Source organism: Bradyrhizobium sp. JYMT SZCCT0180, from assembly GCF_018130165.1.
Classification (GTDB): domain Bacteria; phylum Pseudomonadota; class Alphaproteobacteria; order Rhizobiales; family Xanthobacteraceae; genus Bradyrhizobium.
Window position 1 is genome coordinate 152,122 of sequence record NZ_JAFCLZ010000010.1, and the last position, 17,526, is coordinate 169,647.

Below are 17,526 nucleotides of genomic sequence, written 5' to 3' on the forward strand. Positions count from 1 at the left end.
GGGGACAGTTCGCCCAGCCGGGCGCCTATCGCGCCAATCTGCGGTTTGATACCGTCCGCCATTCCGGTCTTGGGGAACATCGAGAAGTAACGCCATGTATGACGTCATTGTAGTCGGCGGCGGTTCTGCCGGTGCCGCCGTTGCGGCCCGGCTCTCCGAGGATACGGCGAGGCGCGTGCTGCTGCTGGAGGCTGGCCTCGACTGGCGCGCCGATGAGGCGCCCTGGGAAGTCCGGACGCCGAATCCGATTCCGATCATTCACCAGCGCGAATATCAGGAGAAATGGCAGTGGCCTAACTTGCTGACGCGCCGGGTGGCGGGGCAGGAGGCGCGCTTCTATTGGCGCGGCAAGGGTCTCGGCGGCAGTTCGATGATGAACGGCCAGATCGCCATCCGCGGTGTGGCTGACGCGTTCGACGAATGGGCGGCCGCCGGTTGCACGGGCTGGTCCGCAAAAGAGGTCATGCCGCTGTTCTCGGTCATCGAGGATGATTTCGAGTTCGGCGACCGCGCGGGCCATGGTCGCGGCGGGCCGTTGCCCGTCTACCGCGCGCCGCCGCAGATGTGGGGCCCGATCGATCGTGGGCTCCGCGACGCCGCGCTGGCATCGGGATATCCGTGGTGCGCCGATCTCAACGGACCTGACGGAGAGGGCGTCGCCTGCTATCCGATCAACAGCCGCGACAGCCGCCGCATCACCACCAATGAAGCCTATCTGGAGCCGGCGCGCGGCCGCGCCAATCTGGAAATCCGCGGGCACGCGCTGGTCGATCGCCTCTTGATCAAGGACGGCCAGGCCACCGGTGTACGGGTTCATATCGAAGGGCAGGGCAGTTCGGAGATCAACGCACGCGAAATCGTACTGTGCGCCGGCGCCATCCACAGCCCGGCGATCCTGCTGCGTTCGGGCATCGGTCCCGCCGATGAGCTGAAGGCGATGGGCATCGCGGTCGAGCGCGACCTGCCGGTAGGCAAGCATTTCTTCGACCATCCGCTGTTTCGCGCGACCATCAAGCTGCGCGACGAATTTCAGCCGACAGATCCGGATACGCGTCATACCAATTGCTGCGTGACGTATTCGTCCGGGCTTGCGGATGGCGGCAAGCGCGACATGATCCTGATTGCTTTCAACCATCGCGGCATCGGCAACCCCGGCGCCATCGGTGCGGGGCTGTTCAACGCCTATTCGCGCGGCACTCTGAAGCTGGCTTCGACTGATGCTTCGATCGACCCGATCGTCGAGGAAAACATGCTCGCCGATGACCGCGACCTGCTGCGCATGGTCGATGCGGTGAAGCGGCTGGCCGTGCTCACCACAAGGCCGGCGCTGGCTGACATCGCCGAATGGATTCGCTTGATCGACACCGACCTGACGCTGCCGCAGGCCGCGGCGCTGCCGAACGGGGAACTCGAAGCGCTGCTCCGCCGCGACACCGGCGATATCCAGCACGCCGCCGGTTCCTGCCGCATGGCTGATTTCAACGACGCCAACGGCGTGGTGAATCCGGATGGCACCGTGAAGGGCATCGCCGCGCTGCGTGTGGCGGACGCCTCGATCATGCCGTCCGATTGCCGCGCCAACACCCATTTCACCACGGTGGTGATTGGCGAGGCGATTGCCCGCTGATGATGCGGAAGACGGGCGTGTCGAACGCCGCCGCCATGGTGCTTTAAGAATTGGCGCTATAGGAATGGGCATTGTAAGAACCGAGAGCCGCTCCGTCCCCCAAAAGGAGGCAGGCCCGGCTCGATAGATTGCCACGAAGGAAATGCCATGCCCACCAGCACCGAAGCGCAGATCACCGAATGGATCGCGTCGCAGAAGCAATCGATGATCGATCTGCTGCGCGACGCCGTGAACATCGATTCCGGTTCCTACGACAAGGCGGGCGTCGATGCAGTGGGCGCACGATTCGAGCAGCATTTTGCGGTGCACGGTATCGAGGCGTGGCGCGAACCTCATGACGTGTTCGGCGATGCCGTCCATGCGCTGGTGACGAAGCCGGGGAGCAACGAGAAGCCGATTTTGCTGATGGGGCATCGCGACACGGTGTTTCCCAAGGGCGAGGTGGCGCGCCGGCCGTTCACCATCGAGGGTGACCGGGCGTATGGACCGGGGGTCGCCGACATGAAGGCCGGGCTGGTGATCAACGCCTTTGTCGCCACGGCATTCCACAAATTCGGCGGCGCGCCGTGTCCGATCAAGCTGCTGCTCACCGCCGACGAGGAGATCGCTTCCCCGTCGTCGCGGCCGGTGATCGAGCGTGAAGGCCGTGCGGCGCGTGCGGTGTACAATTCCGAGCCCGGCCGACCGACCGGCAACGTCGTCACCAGCCGCAAGGGCGGCGTGTTCATGCGCTTCGAGATATCAGGCAAGGCCGCGCATTCCGGCGGCAATTTTGCGGAAGGAATCAGCGCGATTGGCGAACTCGCGCACAAGATCGTGCAGATCCATGCTTTGACCGACCTTGCAAAAGGCATCACCCTCAATGTCGGGTTGGTCGCCGGCGGCCAGTCGGTCAACACCACTGCGCCGCATGCCGAGGGCCAGATCGACATGCGCTACATCGATCCCGCCGATCGTGCCACCACGCTGGCGGCGATCGAGGCCATTATCGCCACGCCGACGGTACCGGGCACGACGGCGAAGCTGCACATCAACGGCGAATTCCTGCCGGTGGTGCAGAGTGAGACGTCGAAAATCCTGTTTGATGGCTACCGCGCGGCGGCGAAGGATGCAGGCCTGCCCAACCTCGCAGGAGAATTCGCCGGCGGTTGCGCCGATTCCGGCTTCACCGCGAGCGTCGGCACTCCGACGATTTGCGGTGTCGGCCCGGTCGGCGGCAATGCCCACACCGCGCAGGAATATCTCGAGCTCGATAGCATTGTCCCCCGCGCCCAGGCGCTTGCGCTGGCGATCCTCAGGACTGGCGTCGATTAATCTGCCTGATCCGCGACCGCAATGGCACCGTGAGCGGCATTGCGGAGCTGAGCTTCATCGACTTCGCGGGCGCTCACTCCGACCGTGAGGGCGTGAAAGATTTGCGCGCGATTGCAGATTGCGCAGTAGGCTAAAAAGCACGCGCGCCGAGCCGGAAGACTGTGGGCTTCCTGTCGTCGCTGCCTGACGAACGAAAGCTATTTCTTTCTGGCGGCACCTGTCGAAGCCGTTTGCTGTGGCGCGCGGCTGAGTTCGTTGCCGGCGGCGATGGCCTTGCGCAAGAGTCGCATGAGTGTCGCGGCCTCGGCATTGGACAGGCCGGCCAATATGATCCGCTGCGCCGCTTCGACGGCCGGCTCTATCCCGTCGAGGGTCCGATGTCCTTCATCGGTGATCTGCAACGCGTGGGCGCGTCTGTCGGTGCGGCTGGCCTGCCGAACCAGCAAGCCTTTCTGCACCAGCCGATCAACAACGCCGGTGATGGTCGTCCGGTCATACGCGATCAACCCGGCAAGCGTCGCCTGATCGATTCCGGGCTGCGTCCCGATGGTGGTGAGCGCCGCGTATTGAACAGGGGTGAGGTCATAGCCGGCTTCCTCGACCGCGGCATGGAAGACCGCCACCGCAATCTGCTGGAACCGGCGCGCCAGGTGCCCCGGCTTGTCGTCGTTCTCGGTCACCCAAACCCTCCAGGTCGCTCGCTTGACAAGTATACTGATAATAAGCATACTGATTAAATTCAGCAACGGCTTTTTGGAGCCCCAGCAAGCTAACGGCCCGGAAGTCGCGTCAGGCGCGGGGAGGGTTTTGTGCAATTTCATCTGAACGGATTCGAACCGGGCGACCCCGAGATTCAAGATCCGGCACAACGGGTTGTTGCGTCAGGATCTGCCGGCGCCATTCCGGCGGAGGTCGACATCCTCATCGTCGGCTGCGGTCCGGCCGGGCTGACGCTGGCGGCTCAACTGTCCGCCTTTCCCGATATCAAGACCTGCATCGTCGAACAGAAGCCGGGCCCTTTGCTCCGCGGACAGGCGGATGGCGTTGCCTGCCGCACGATGGAAATGTTCGAAGCCTATGGCTTCAGCGAGCGTGTGCTGAAGGAAGCCTGCTGGATCAACGAGACCACCTTCTGGAAGCCCGACCCTGCGCAGCCCGACAACATCGTCCGCAGCGGACGGGTGCAGGACACCGAAGACGGGTTGTCGGAGTTTCCGCACGTGGTCCTGAACCAGGCGCGGGTGCATGATTTCTATCTCGAAATCATGCGCAAATCGCCGTCGCGGCTCGAGCCGTATTATGCACGGCGCCTGCTCGATCTTCAGCTCGACCCTGCGGTCACCTCCGGCGACGATGCCGGTCCTCATCAGGTGAGCGCGAGATTCGAACGGCTCGATTCCGCGCACAAAGGACAGATCGAGACCATCAGGGCGCGCTATGTGGTGGGCTGCGACGGCGCCCGCAGCACGGTGCGCGCGAGCATCGGGCGCACGCTGCACGGCGACTCCGCCAACCATGCCTGGGGCGTCATGGACGTGCTGGCCGTCACCGACTTTCCGGATGTCCGCTTCAAGTCATTGATACAGTCCGCCAACCACGGCAGCATCATCATCATCCCGCGGGAAGGCGGCTATCTTTTCCGGCTGTATATCGAACTCGACAAGCTCGATGCCGGGGAGCGGGTTTCCGATCGCAACATCACGTCCGACGACCTGATCGCGGCGGCGCGGCGCATTTTCAATCCATATTCGCTCGACGTGAAAGAGGTTCCGTGGTGGTCGGTCTATGAGATCGGCCAGCGCCTGTGCGACAAGTTCGATGACGTGCCGGAAGCAGACGTCGCAAACCGTCTGCCGCGCGTGTTCATCGCCGGCGACGCCTGCCACACCCACAGCCCGAAAGCGGGCCAGGGCATGAACGTGTCGATGCAGGACGGCTTCAATCTCGGATGGAAGCTGGCCTCGGTGTTGCGGCAACGCTGCGCACCCAGCCTCCTGCACAGCTATTCGGCGGAACGCCAGGCTATCGCCAAGGAACTGATCGACTTCGACCGCGAATGGGCCGCCTTGCTCGCGTCGAGCAAGGGGTTCGATCCTGCCGAGACGCAGAGCTATTTCGTGAGGCACGGCCGTTACACCGCGGGAACCGCGGCTCGTTACCGGCCCTCGATCCTGACCGGCGAGCCAACCCATCAACATCTGGCCGAGGGGCTGACGATCGGCATGCGCTTTCATTCCGCGCCGGTCATCCGCCTGGCCGACGCCAAGCCGGTTCACCTCGGCCACGCGGTCAAGGCCGACGGCCGCTGGCGCATTTTTGCGTTTGCCGGCGCGGAGGATCCCGCCGCGTCCAGCTCCGGCATCCGGGCCCTGTGCGACTTCCTCGCCGAGGAGCAGGACTCTCCGGTGCGGAAATACACTCCTGATGGCGAGGACATCGACTCGGTGATCGATGTCCGCGCGGTTTTCCAGCAGGATCATCATGTGCTCGCCATCGAGGCGATGCCGTCCTTCCTGCTGCCGGGGAAAGGACGATATGGACTTCGCGACTACGAAAAAATGTTCTGCGCCGACCTGACAGGTGGCCACGATATCTTCACGATGCGTGGCATCGATCGCGAACGGGGATGCATGGTGCTTGTGCGGCCGGACCAGTACGTGGCGCACGTTCTGCCGCTCGATGGCTATGGGCTGCTGACGACATTCTTCGACGGCTTCATGACCCAACCGGACTGAACGCAGCCGGCGCCGATGCGTGACGGCGCGCAGAAACGCAGAACTGACGTGCATCACGAGGACTGTCTCCGGAATTGACTTCGGGTGAACCAAAACTTTAACTGCTGGCTTCGATTGAGCCGGATAAGACTCCGGGCTTCACTGGCTGCTTCATTTTCATGCAAGCGCCGTCTTAAATGGAAGCGCCCAGAAAGGTATCATGCGCGTCATCAATGTTGCCGCCGCCCAGCTGGGTCCGATTCAGAAAGCCGACAGCCGCGAAACCGTCGTCAGGCGCATGATCGCGCTGATGGATGAAGCCAAGGCGAAGGGCGCCGATCTGATCGTCTATCCGGAGCTCGCCCTCACCACGTTCTTTCCACGCTGGTACATGGAGGACCAGGCCGAGGTCGACACCTGGTTCGAACGCGAGATGCCGAATGCGGCGACGAGGTCCTTGTTTGAAAGGGCGGCCCACCACAAGATCGCAATGAATTTTGGCTACGCCGAACTGACGCCGGATGGGCATCATTTCAACACCAGCATCCTCACCGACAAGTCCGGAAAAATTGTCGGCAAGTACCGCAAGGTTCATCTGCCCGGTCATTCGGAGTTCGATTCGAAACGCGCGTTCCAGCATCTGGAAAAGCGCTACTTCGAGCCCGGCGATCTCGGTTTCAACGTCTGGCGTGCGCTCGGCGGAATCTTCGGCATGGCCGTCTGCAACGACCGGCGCTGGCCGGAAACCTACCGCGTGATGGGTCTGCAGGGCGTCGAGATGGTGCTGATCGGCTACAACACGCCTTCGGTCAATGCCGAGAAGAGCGAGGAGGGGCCGGAAAAGCGGCTGTTCCACAACCGGCTGTCAGCGCAGGCCGGCGCCTACCAGAACTCGAGCTGGGTCGTCTGCGTCGCCAAGGCCGGGGTCGAGGATGGCCATCCCCTGATCGGCGGCAGCCTGATCGTCAATCCGGACGGAGAGATCGTCGTCGAGGCGAAAACCGAAGAGGACGAGTTGCTGGTGTATCCTTGCGACCTCGACGCCACCGATTTCGGCAAGAAAACCATCTTCAACTTCGCCAACCACCGCCGCATCGAGCATTACGGCCTGATCACCAGCCGCACCGGCGCGGTGCCGCCTCCGGAAAACTAAATGTCGGGCATCTCCGCGCAGTGGCTTGCACGCAGCGGTGCGCGTGAACCGTCGGGCGAAAGTCAGTGATGGGCGAACTGCACCGTACCCAATGCCATGGCCACGGCCGCCTGCGTCGGGTCGATCACGGGAATCCCGAGCGCCTGTTCCAGCGGCCTTCGGTGACGCGCCATGCCGGCACAGCCCATCACGATGGCGCCGGATCCGTCTTCGTCCTTGAGCGCGCGCCCGACCTCGATCATCTTGGCGAGCGTTCCTTCGCCCGACGCCGTCTCCGCCACGCTCATGTTGAGCGGCCGCTCCCGCGTCAGGCGATCCATCAATCCCATTTGCCTGAGATAACGGACGTGGCGGCGAATCGAGCGCTGCGCGATCGCAATGACGCCGAAGGTTTCGGCGCGCGCGAGCGCCGTCAGCACGCCGCATTCGGCGATGCCGAAAACGGGCCGGTCCGTCGCTTCGCGGCAGACATGCAGGCCCGGATCGCTGTAGCAGGCAATGACAAAGGCGGCCGAATGGTTGTCCCCTTCGACGAGACGGCGCAGCGGCATCGCCACGCCATCGACGTCGGCCTGGCTTTCGATCCCGTAGGGGCCGTCGGCCAGAGTTTCGCAGACGATCTCCGGTCCACCCTCAAAGCCGAGCGGCTTCAAGGCTTGCTCCAGCCCTTGTGTCACGAGCTGGTTGGAATTGGGATTGATGACGAGAATGCGGGGCCGGGACATGGTATTTTCCTGCGGGTGACGCGTCCGTTGATACTGCGAGATCGGCGCACAACGGGATGACAATGGAAGCAATGACCATGCCATCCAGTGATGCATGGTCTACTGCCTGCTGCGAAAGCGCAAGGGAGTGTGAAGGCACGATCTGTGCTTTCATGAGGTGAACGCAAGGCTTAGGATTTCAGAGACTTAATTGCTGGGGAGTTTGCCATGACCGAACCCGTCTATGATGTCCTCATCCGTGGCGGACGTGTCGCGACCGTCAGCGACGTGTTCGAAGCCGATGTCGCCATCTCCGGCGAGACGATCGTCGCGGTCGGCCGCGGGCTGCCGGCCGGGCGACGCGAGATCGACGCGCGCGGCAAGCTGGTGCTGCCCGGCGGCGTCGATAGCCACGCCCATATCGAACAGCTTTCAGCCGCGGGTATCATGAACGCCGATACGTTCGAGAGCGCGACGGTCTCGGCGGCCTTCGGCGGCACTACCAGCGTGATCTCGTTTGCGGCCCAGCACGTCGGCATGAAACTGCCACAGGTGCTGGAGGACTATCATGCGCTGGCTAGAAAGGGCGCGGTGATCGACTACGCCTTTCACATGATCATCGCCGACCCGACCAAGGAAACGCTGGAGACGGATCTGCCGGCATTGATCAAGCAGGGGCACGGCTCGATCAAGATCTTCATGACCTATGACCGCCTGAAGATCGATGACGAGCCGCTGCTCGACATTCTGCTGGCGGCGCGTGACGGCGGTGCGATGCTCTGCGCCCATGCCGAGAACCACGGAATCATTTCCTGGATGGTGAAGCGGCTGCTCGCGCGCGGCTATACCCATCCGAAATATCACGCCATCAGCCATGCCCGCGTTTCGGAAGCGGAGGCGTTCACGCGGTTGATTGGCATGGCTGCGCTGATCGACCAGCCGATCATGATCTTCCACGTCTCGACGGCGGAAGGCGCCAAGGTCATCCGCGATGCGCGCGGGCAGGGGCTGAAAGTGTTCGCGGAGACCTGCCCGCAATATCTCTTTCTCACCGCCGATGATCTCGACAAGCCCGGCGTGGAAGGCGCCAAATGGATGTGCAGCCCGCCGCCGCGCCGCGCCGCCGACCAGGAAGCGCTGTGGCAGGCGCTGGCGCTCGGCGATCTCCAGACCGTGTCCTCCGACCACGCGCCGTACCGGTTCGACGAAACCGGTAAACTGCGGGCCGGCCCCAATCCCAATTTCAAGCAGGTGGCGAACGGTTTGCCGGGCCTTGAAGTCCGGTTGCCGCTGCTGTTCGACGCCATGGTTTCCAGGGGGCGCCTGGGACTTGAGAAATTCGTCGAACTGACCGCAACGGCGCCTGCAAAGATCTACAATCTGCATCCACGGAAAGGCTCGATTGCGGTTGGCGCCGATGCGGATATCGCGATCTGGGATCCGGCGCGGGAGGTCACGCTGAGTGACGCGATGATGCACGACCTGACGGGCTATACGCCCTTTGCCGGCCGCAAGCTGCGCGGCTGGCCGGTCACCGTGCTGTCGCGCGGGCGCGTCATCGTGTCGGACGGCAAACGTTCGGTCGAAGCAGGCTCAGGGCGTTTCCTGGCGCGCACGGGCGGCGAGGCGGCGAAACCGACCGGGCGGCTGGTCGCGGATATGGACCCGGAACAGAATTTCGGGGCGAGGCTCTTGTGATCTGTCCGCGACCATCTGATCAGCCATGACCTCGGTCTCGCCGCTTGGCGTTCCATTCCGTAGGTCTTCTTTTTCGATGCGCAATGGCGGCCGAGTGCGGCAAATCAACCCGACGGGCAAATCAATTCTGATTGTCGGAAATCGTGTCAAGCCCCGAAATGAAAAATATTTCTGTTTACCAGAATAGAAATCAGGTGCATACATTCGGCCATCCCGTCCTACTCAGAAGGGCGTCGGCCGTCGTCACGGACGTTGGACGGGTTGCGGTGGACGCTGGTTTACGCCTCGACGACGGCGTGGATAAGCGTACGGCAAAACCGTGTGGTCCTGGCGCCCGTTGCTGGCGTCAAGCTGTCGGCTAGGCGCAAGCTGAACCGGTGGTGACGGAGTCAACCAAGAACTCGTCTCCGGGGAGATCACGGCATAAGCCGTAAAGCCATTGCGCAGGGAAGGCCGGGTGTTCTCCGCTGCCCTGTATGCTCGTGTGCAGCCTACTTAGTGCAAACCGCACACGGGACCGCGGGTGCAGCGCGCACCCGGTCTTCCCTGCGCCCTCTGTCTTCGAGAGGGCGGGAGTTACCTGCAAAACCTCGGGCGCAATACGCCGCGGGAATGCGAAGTCACGTTTTGAATGATTGCGCATCTACAATCACCGCTGTCGTCCCGGGCTTGACCACAGATGCGCAATTGCGCATCGGGGGGACCCATAGCCACAGGAAGAAGTTTTGCGGAAGGTCTCTGCTACCGAGCCTATATCGAGAGATCACGCGGTATGGGTCCCGACCCCCGTGCGCAATTGCGCACTAGGCCGGGACGACAAAACTCACGTCCCACAGGAATTCGCGGATATGGCGGTCGAATTATTCCTGCACGGGTTTGTGTCCGGAGTTTCGAGCCATTCAAATTTTGAAACGCAGGCGATAGCTTGATGGCGATCACATGAGGGCGTATCGATTGTCCGGCGCTGACGTTGGTCGCGCAGAGTGCGTTTCTCTGAGCACATTGTGGCCTGCGCGGCGGCCCGCCACGGCGCAAACGAGGAAAGAGGATGTGAGCAGTCATGCAATCAGACACGGATAGCGAATCTGCCAGCGTCGAGATGCATCGGTCCATCATGATCGCCTTCTGCGATGTCCTTCGCACCACCCAGCTGTCGCCGATGACGGTAATGAGTCTCGCTGCGTCCGCTCTCGGTGCCGTCTACAAGGAAGTCGCCGATCAGCATCGTTGTGACGGCGGATGCACCTGCGGCTGGAAACCGAATCTGCGTGCAGATGTCGAGGCGTTGCAGGCGGCGCTGGCAGCGAAAACACAGACTGTCCCGTCCAGTGACTTGCGCGTCATGGAAGCCGCCGGACGTGCATGAGTCATGCGCGACCCCGGCCGACCTTGTGCATAGCGGTTGGCTTTGAACGCCGCCGTCTACGCTGATCCCACCGTCTGCTTCGGAAATTTTGTCATGTTCACGACGGGGTCGGATCAAAGGCGTGCCCCAAGCCTGTGCTCGCCGGTATGCTTGCGGCGGGCGCCAAAATGGCAAATGACGGCATCGAGGCTTTCGCCGGGCATTCGCAACCTGCGCCCATGCTCGGCCAGCCACACCTCGATCGTTGCGATCGACGCCTTCCCAAGCCCAGGTATTTCCGAAAGCTCCTGCCTTGTGTGCAACGATAGAATTTCCGGCAGGAAAGCAGCGCGATCGGCCGTGTGCCGTACCACCAACAGTGCGTGCGGCGCATTTTCCGTCAACTGAATGATCCGATCCGGCAAAACTGATTCAGGTTTGACGGTCGTGCTCTTTGTCTTGGCCATATGAGACAGACTCACCTTTGACATGACGGGCAGGCTGAATTGGATCGCTTCTAAGTCTGCTCGCAAAAAAGCGCGGTTGCGTCAAATCTCACGGCGCATTCATGCGTGTGCGTTGCAGGAGAGGTTTGGAACATTTCTAATGGTGGCAGGACGTTCGGCTTGTTGCTCCAATGACTGGCTTTTTAAGAACGGCGAGCGAGCCGTCTGGATCGTTTTCGATGGTTCTTTCAAACTGTTCTAAGCCTGGTTCGGTGCCAAGTTTTGATCGATTCAAGATCGGCATCGTCAGATGCGATCGTCTTGATGTGCGTGACAACGATCGGGTTGCTGTCCTTGCGACTCGTTCCTGGTGCTATGTGATGTCATGATCAATGCCCGAACCTGGGCTTATTGAGCTGAACGTGATGAGCATGAGCATGAGCATGTTGTTGGCTGAGCGGGAATTGACGGAACTGATTGCGTGGCGGCAGGAGCTCCACAGCAAGCCTGAACTGTCAGGGCAGGAAGAGAAGACCGCGCAAGCCGTGCAGGCGCTTCTCCACGCAACTGGCGCCGACAAGGTCGTCACGGGACTTGGCGGGCATGGCCTGCTCGGGATCTACCAGGGAGATGCGCCCGGCCCGACGATCATGCTTCGCGCCGAGCTGGATGGATTGCCGATACAGGAGATCTCGGCTCTGCCGTATCGGTCGGCGGTACCGGGAAAAGCGCATCTTTGCGGTCACGACGGTCATATGACGATTTTGGCGGCGGTGGCGCGCGGCCTGGGTCGTCAACGCCCGCAACGAGGGCGGGCGATACTGCTGTTCCAGCCGGCGGAAGAGGATGGATCTGGCGCCGCTGCTGTCCTCGCCGACGAGAAGTTTGATCAGATCAAGCCCGATTTTGTGTTCTCTTTGCACAATTTGCCGGGACTTCCGCTTGGGCAGGTTTCGATCGCCGAGGGGCTGGTCAACTGTGCCTCTCGCGGCATGCAGATCAAACTGTCCGGGCGAACCTCGCACGCGTCGAGCCCCGAGCTTGGTGTATCGCCACAAGCCGCGATTGCGAGGCTGTTGAGCGAGATCGATGCGCTCGGACGGGGCGGGGCGCTCGACGAAGATTTCTCAATGGTGACGGTCACCCATGCGAGGTTGGGGGAACCGGCGTTCGGCATCTCGCCCGGTCATGCCGAGGTCTGGGCGACACTCAGGACGCTGACCGATTCGAAGATGGATGCCCTTCGCGCGCAGGCCGAAAGCCTGGTCCGGAGCGTGGCGGCAAGCGAAGAACTGAAGGCGGAGATTGTCTATCGCGATGTGTTCCATCATTGCATGAATGACGCGGAGGCCGTCGTCCATCTCCGGAACGCGCTGGACGCAGAAGGCGTGCCGTATTCCGGGCAGGGGCTGCCGATGCGGGGGTCGGAGGATTTTGGACGTTTCAACCACCGGTCAAAGGCCGCGATGTTTTTCCTGGGGGCGGGCACGCGGCATCCCGGCCTGCATCAGCCGGACTATGATTTTCCGGACGAACTGATTGAGATCGGCTCGCGGGTCTTCATCCGTGCGTTGCGTAACTTGTTGGGATGAGATGACGCGCGGTTTGGAGTTGACGTCGCGCATGTGATTCAATTTCGCGCGCAACTTGCAAATTTAGAACGCTTAAAAAATGTTAGTGCGATTGTTTAGAACGACTCGAAAGTATTCGGTGTTGCTCGATCGCCACTGATGCAATCTGTTGTTCGCACGGGCCGTTACCTTAGATAGCTTCTACTCGCTGTTTCCACTCGCGAAGATAGAACGGCCTCAGGGACCTGCTTATGGGCTTTGGGGTGGAAGTATGACGTATAAGATTGCGGCCAGAAATGTTGCGCGCGCTGTTTCGCTGGGGGCGGTGAGTTATCTTGCGCTCTCTCTTGATTTTGCCAGCGGTCAGAAAGCGTTCGCGCAGAGCTTGCCGCCCGTCACGGTGGATGCTCCGACGCAGCAGCGAGCGCGGCCCGCGGTACGGAGAACGCAAACGTCGACATCGCGCGTGCAACGCCGCGTCGCCGCGGCGCCGCTTCGCCGCGTCGAACCGGTTCCGTATCTGACACCTTCGACCGGAGCGCTCGGTGCGCCTCCGGCCCCCTATGCGGGCGGGCAGGTTGCGACGGGATCCCAGCTCGGATTTCTAGGCAATCGCGGCGTCATGAACACGCCGTTCAACCAGACCAGCTATACTGCGCAGACGATTCAGAACCAGCAGGCGCGGACCGTCGGCGATGTCCTGATGAACGATCCCTCGGTCCGGATGAAGACGCCCAGCGGCAACGGCATCGACGGCGCCTATATTCGCGGCTTCTACTACGACAGCGGCGACTATTCCATGAACGGCCTCTATGGCATGGCACCGTTCTATTCAACGTCGGCGAATTACCTCGAGCGGGTCGAGGTTCTGAAGGGGCCGGCCGTACTGCTGAACGGCATGCCGCCCGCAGGGGCCGTCGGGGGAAGCATTAATCTGGTAACGAAGAGCGCTCCCGACTACGACATCACGCAGCTTACCACTAGATATATATCCAAGTCTCAAGTCGGAGCGCTGGTCGATGTGGCGCGGCGCTACGGCGAGAACAAGGAGTTCGGAATCAGATTCAATGGCGGTGGAGGTGGCGGACAGACCGCGTTCGACCGGCAGACTGACCAGATCGGCAATGCCGTGCTCAATATGGACTACCGTGGCGAGCGTGTGCGCTTCTCCACGGATCTCGGTTATCAGGCCGAAAATCTGAACCCTCCGCTGCGGTTCCTGACGTTCACCACCAGCCCTCCGTTTGCGACCACCATTCCGGTTCCAGCCTTGCCGAAGCCCGGCACCAATTACATGCCGGACTGGGCGACATGGAAGCCCAGGGACGCGTTCGCGATGGCACGCGGCGAGGTCGATCTGACCGATTCGGTCACTGTATATGGCGCGGTCGGGTACCATAAGAGCGAGATCGACTACATCTACCCATCGCCACGCATCACGAACGCCAACGGCGCCTGGACGGCCGCGCCCTTCAATGGTCGCGACGTCTATGACAATTATGCGGGCGAGGTCGGGGTTCGTGCCTCGGTCGATACCGGCCCCGTCAACCACCTCGTGACGGTCAACTACTCCGCCTTCGAGCGCGACTACAGCTCGTTCGGCAGGGCGGGCGCTGCGGTCAATTCAAACCTGTATAACCCGGTCGCGATCCCGTACCCGAACTTCGCCACCATCGTCCAGAATCTCGAAAGCCAGACAAAGCTTAGCAGTGTCGGCATCGCCGACACGATGTCGATGTTCAACAATCGACTTCAGGTGATCGTTGGGGCCAGGCGACAGACGGCAGGCGCGGACAGTCTAAACCGCCTGACAGGCATCCCATCTAGCGTTGAAGTTCCGACGTGGAGTCCCGGCTATGCAGTCATCGTGAAGCCGCTGGACAACATCGCGCTTTACGCCAATTACATCGAAGGACTGAAGGCGCCGGAAGTCGTCGCCGGAGCCACGACGTACTCGAATATCGGAGAAATCCTCCCGCCCGCTCAGACCAAGCAGATGGAGGCCGGCGTCAAGATCGATATGGGCCGCATCACCGCCACGGCGAGCGTGTTCGATATCACCAGCCCGAACGCGATAGCGGTTGCCGTGCCGGGGCAGGTTCTGCCTGCGAGACGACTGTCCGGCGAGCAGCGCAATCGTGGCATGGAGCTGTACGTCTTCGGTGAGGTGACGCCCGCGATCCGGGTGCTGGGTGGTGTGACCTTGATCGATGGCGAAGTGGTCAGGCAATCGACCTCGGCCGGAGCATTGATTTTCAATTACAATGGCAAGACACCTGTCGGTGTGTCGGCGGTCAATATCAATTTCGGCACTGAATGGGACACGCCTTTCCTGAACGGGCTCACGCTGACGAGTCGGGTCATCTATACCAGCGAGAGCTACGCCAACGATGCGAATACGCAGGAGTTGCCGTCATGGACGCGGGTTGACCTCGGTGCGCGGTACACGTTCCTGTCTCCCTGGAACGGCAAGCCGATCGTCATTCGCGCTAGTGTCGAGAACGTCTTCAACGAGGCGTACTGGAACTCTTATCGCACGGTGAGCAGCGCCGTATCTCTCGGCGCTCCGCGTACCTATCTCCTGTCGACGACGTTCAACTTCTGAGCGCTGCGTCGCTCTTATTGCCAGCAAACATGTGCCGTCGCGGATATCATCCGCGACGGCATTTTCTTGTTTGGTCGTTGTCGTTGTTTCGTTTCAACGGAGTTGATGACAAGACGATGAAAAAAATCTGGAGTTGGTGCACGATTTTCGGGAACGAAAAATGTTCCAGCTCGGGCAATTAGAATTCGACAAAATAGGGATCGCTTTGCAAATCAGCCAGTTGTCGCACGCGCTCCATCGCTGCGCGGAGGTTGTAATCTTCTTCAACGCGCCAGTTTGGAGCTATTAAAAACTGCATCACCGATATTGCTTTGACCATCATTTGCTTCTGACCTAGTCAGACGCCGTTGCTTCGTTTTTCTGAAAGGTGCCGGCCATGATGGTTTTTGACAGAGACGACGTCACCTTCACCGTCGTCATCAATCACGAAGAGCAATATTCGATCTGGCCAACGTTCAAGGAGATTCCGAACGGCTGGACGGCGGTCGGCAAGACCGGCACCAAGAAGGAATGCCTCGATCACATCGAACAGGTGTGGACCGACATGCGTCCCCTGACGCTGCGCAAATTCATGGACGAAGGGGCTCCTTCGCCGAAATCGGCTTAGCAAACGGAGCCCGTCTTCCGATGCGGCTTTTTTGTCTGCCATACTCCGGCGGAAGCGCCATGTTCTATGCACGGTGGCGCAGGCTGCTGCCGGCGTGGATCGACGTCCAGCCGGTCGAGTGGCCCGGACGCGGCGCACGCATGGACGAGCCATTGGCGACCGATCCCCGCAAACTTGCCGCGCAACTCGCCGCGGAGATTCATGCGCGACTCGACGGTCCTTATGCGTTGTTTGGGCACAGCCTCGGCGCGCTGATCGGGTTTGAGGTTGCCCACAGTTTGCTCGATCGCGGTGCACCGGCGCCGGCCATTTTCTTCGGGTCGGGCACGGAGGCGCCGGCCGTTCGAGACGGAAGCAGATGGCGCCTACCGCTGAGCGACGAAGCGCTGCTGCATGAACTGCGCAACCTTCAGGGGACGCCTGACGAAGCACTGGCGAATGCGGAACTCATGCGATCGGCGTTGCCGGTGCTGCGCGCCGATTTCCTGATGTGCGGCGCCTATAACTATCGGCCGCGTCACCCGTTGCCGTGTCCCGTCCACATCTTCGGCGGTATCGACGACGAGACGAGCCGCGCATCGCTGGAAGCCTGGCAGCAGGAGGCCGCAGCCGAGTTCGCGCTCGACATGCTGCCGGGACATCACTTCTTCATTCACACGCAGCAAGCCGAACTGCTCGACCTGGTCGGATCGGCCCTGGCCCGGCAATCGGGACGGTCGATGGGTTCGCATTGGAGCAAGGATCATGAGCGTATTCTCCGTCCAGCCACTCGTTGAGGGCAAGAGCCTTCCGTTGTTGTTCAAAGCCGACAAGGCCGGGCAGCCGCTCGGCGCGGCGCTTCCGATGCTGCGCGATACCGTCGACCGGCACTTGACCGATTGCGGTGGCATCGTGTTTCGCGACTTCACCCTCGATGGCCCCGACGCATTTCGGGCGTTCGCGGCCGATTTCGGCCATCCGCTGCTCAGCTACGAGTTCGGATCGACGCCACGCTCGCAGGTCACTTCCGGCGTCTACACGTCCACCGAATACCCGCCGCACCAGCATATCCCGCTGCATAACGAGCAGGCCTATACGAGGGATTGGCCGATGAAGATCTGGTTCTATTGCATGCAGCCGGCACAAGAGGGCGGCGAGACGCCGATCGCCGACAGCCGCGCGATCTATCGCGACATGCCGTCAACCATTCGGGAGCGTTTCGCCGAGAAGGGCGTGATGTATGTCCGCAATTACGGCAACGGCCTAGATGTCGACTGGCAGCAGGTGTTCGGCACCGATTCCAGGCCGGAGGTCGAGGCCTATTGCGCCCGCCATGACATCGACTGTGAATGGAAAGAAGACGGCGAGCTGCGGACGCGCCAGATCTGCCAGGGCACGGCGCGTCACCCCGTAACGGGCGACTGGGTCTGGTTCAATCAGGCGCATCTGTTTCATGTCTCGAATCTCGAGCCGGAGGTGCGTGAGAGCTTGCTCGACGTCGTCGGCGACGAGGTCGAGCTGCCGCGTAACGTGTTCTACGGCGACGGGTCGCGGATCGACGACGAGACGTTGACCACCGTGCGCAACGTGCTGGAGGCGCACAAGATTAGTTTTCCCTGGCAGGCCGGCGATGTCGTCATGCTCGACAACATGCTGACCGCGCATGCGCGCGCGCCGTTCAAGGGCCCGCGCAAGGTGATCGTCGCCATGGCTGAGGCACATCGGCAGAGCTGATTGCCCCTTGCTGACCGCGAGGCGAGGAT

The 17,526-nt window shown here is 61.6% G+C and carries 15 protein-coding genes; 11 read left to right on the top strand and 4 right to left on the bottom strand.

Annotation, left to right across the window (positions count from 1 at the left end; all coding sequences use genetic code 11):
- Positions 1–94 precede the first annotated feature (94 nt).
- Positions 95–1,627 (top strand): GMC family oxidoreductase, encoded by a 1,533-nt coding sequence (locus JQ641_RS16785; protein WP_211997090.1) that lies wholly within the window; start codon positions 95–97, stop codon positions 1,625–1,627.
- Positions 1,628–1,774: 147 nt separating this feature from the next.
- Positions 1,775–2,941: a M20 family metallopeptidase gene (locus tag JQ641_RS16790; RefSeq protein ID WP_249150485.1), complete on the top strand. Its 1,167-nt coding sequence runs from the start codon at positions 1,775–1,777 to the stop codon at positions 2,939–2,941.
- A 197-nt stretch (positions 2,942–3,138) separates the two neighbouring features.
- Here the strand turns inward: JQ641_RS16790 and JQ641_RS16795 are convergent, their stop codons facing one another.
- On the bottom strand, positions 3,139–3,621 hold the full coding sequence (locus tag JQ641_RS16795; protein WP_211997091.1) for a MarR family winged helix-turn-helix transcriptional regulator: 483 nt from the start codon (positions 3,619–3,621) through the stop codon (positions 3,139–3,141).
- A 129-nt stretch (positions 3,622–3,750) separates the two neighbouring features.
- On the opposite strand from JQ641_RS16795, the gene JQ641_RS16800 reads away from it, so the two are divergent.
- Together JQ641_RS16800 and JQ641_RS16805 are read left to right on the top strand one after the other, a co-directional pair.
- On the top strand, positions 3,751–5,676 hold the full coding sequence (locus JQ641_RS16800; protein WP_211997092.1) for an FAD-binding monooxygenase: 1,926 nt from the start codon (positions 3,751–3,753) through the stop codon (positions 5,674–5,676).
- A gap of 199 nt (positions 5,677–5,875) precedes the next feature.
- The gene (locus JQ641_RS16805) at positions 5,876–6,808 is read left to right on the top strand and encodes an N-carbamoyl-D-amino-acid hydrolase (RefSeq protein WP_211997093.1); all 933 of its coding nucleotides are present in this window, start codon (positions 5,876–5,878) and stop codon (positions 6,806–6,808) included.
- 62 nt (positions 6,809–6,870) lie between these two features.
- Here JQ641_RS16805 and JQ641_RS16810 read toward each other — a convergent pair whose 3' ends face one another.
- Positions 6,871–7,533, bottom strand: a complete 663-nt coding sequence (locus JQ641_RS16810; protein WP_211997094.1) for an aspartate/glutamate racemase family protein — start codon at positions 7,531–7,533, stop codon at positions 6,871–6,873.
- 207 nt (positions 7,534–7,740) lie between these two features.
- Here JQ641_RS16810 and hydA point away from each other — a divergent pair, with 207 nt between their 5' ends.
- A complete protein-coding gene (hydA, locus tag JQ641_RS16815; protein WP_211997095.1) occupies positions 7,741–9,210 on the top strand; it encodes a dihydropyrimidinase in 1,470 nt (489 codons plus the stop codon).
- Between the two features lie 1,060 nt (positions 9,211–10,270).
- A complete protein-coding gene (locus JQ641_RS16820; protein ID WP_211997096.1) occupies positions 10,271–10,576 on the top strand; it encodes a hypothetical protein in 306 nt (101 codons plus the stop codon).
- A 113-nt stretch (positions 10,577–10,689) separates the two neighbouring features.
- Here JQ641_RS16820 and JQ641_RS16825 read toward each other — a convergent pair whose 3' ends face one another.
- Positions 10,690–11,022: a hypothetical protein gene (locus tag JQ641_RS16825; protein ID WP_211997097.1), complete on the bottom strand. Its 333-nt coding sequence runs from the start codon at positions 11,020–11,022 to the stop codon at positions 10,690–10,692.
- Between the two features lie 422 nt (positions 11,023–11,444).
- Between JQ641_RS16825 and JQ641_RS16830 the strand changes: the two genes are divergently transcribed.
- Positions 11,445–12,593: an amidohydrolase gene (locus tag JQ641_RS16830; RefSeq protein ID WP_211997155.1), complete on the top strand. Its 1,149-nt coding sequence runs from the start codon at positions 11,445–11,447 to the stop codon at positions 12,591–12,593.
- A 250-nt stretch (positions 12,594–12,843) separates the two neighbouring features.
- Positions 12,844–15,177 carry a TonB-dependent receptor gene (locus tag JQ641_RS16835; RefSeq protein ID WP_211997098.1) on the top strand — a complete coding sequence of 778 codons (2,334 nt, stop codon included), beginning with the start codon at positions 12,844–12,846 and terminating at the stop codon, positions 15,175–15,177.
- A gap of 178 nt (positions 15,178–15,355) precedes the next feature.
- Here JQ641_RS16835 and JQ641_RS16840 read toward each other — a convergent pair whose 3' ends face one another.
- Positions 15,356–15,499, bottom strand: a complete 144-nt coding sequence (locus JQ641_RS16840) for a hypothetical protein (RefSeq protein WP_211997099.1) — start codon at positions 15,497–15,499, stop codon at positions 15,356–15,358.
- 54 nt (positions 15,500–15,553) lie between these two features.
- Here JQ641_RS16840 and JQ641_RS16845 point away from each other — a divergent pair, with 54 nt between their 5' ends.
- The 3 genes from JQ641_RS16845 to JQ641_RS16855 are packed head-to-tail and all read left to right on the top strand — an operon-like array spanning position 15,554 to position 17,497.
- Complete coding sequence (locus JQ641_RS16845) at positions 15,554–15,784, top strand: MbtH family protein (protein WP_211997100.1); 231 nt, start codon at positions 15,554–15,556, stop codon at positions 15,782–15,784.
- A gap of 20 nt (positions 15,785–15,804) precedes the next feature.
- Positions 15,805–16,560, top strand: a complete 756-nt coding sequence (locus JQ641_RS16850) for a thioesterase II family protein (RefSeq protein ID WP_211997156.1) — start codon at positions 15,805–15,807, stop codon at positions 16,558–16,560.
- Positions 16,529–17,497 carry a TauD/TfdA family dioxygenase gene (locus JQ641_RS16855; RefSeq protein WP_211997101.1) on the top strand — a complete coding sequence of 323 codons (969 nt, stop codon included), beginning with the start codon at positions 16,529–16,531 and terminating at the stop codon, positions 17,495–17,497. Before JQ641_RS16850 ends, JQ641_RS16855 begins: the two co-directional genes overlap by 32 nt.
- The last annotated feature ends 29 nt before the right edge of the window (positions 17,498–17,526 follow it).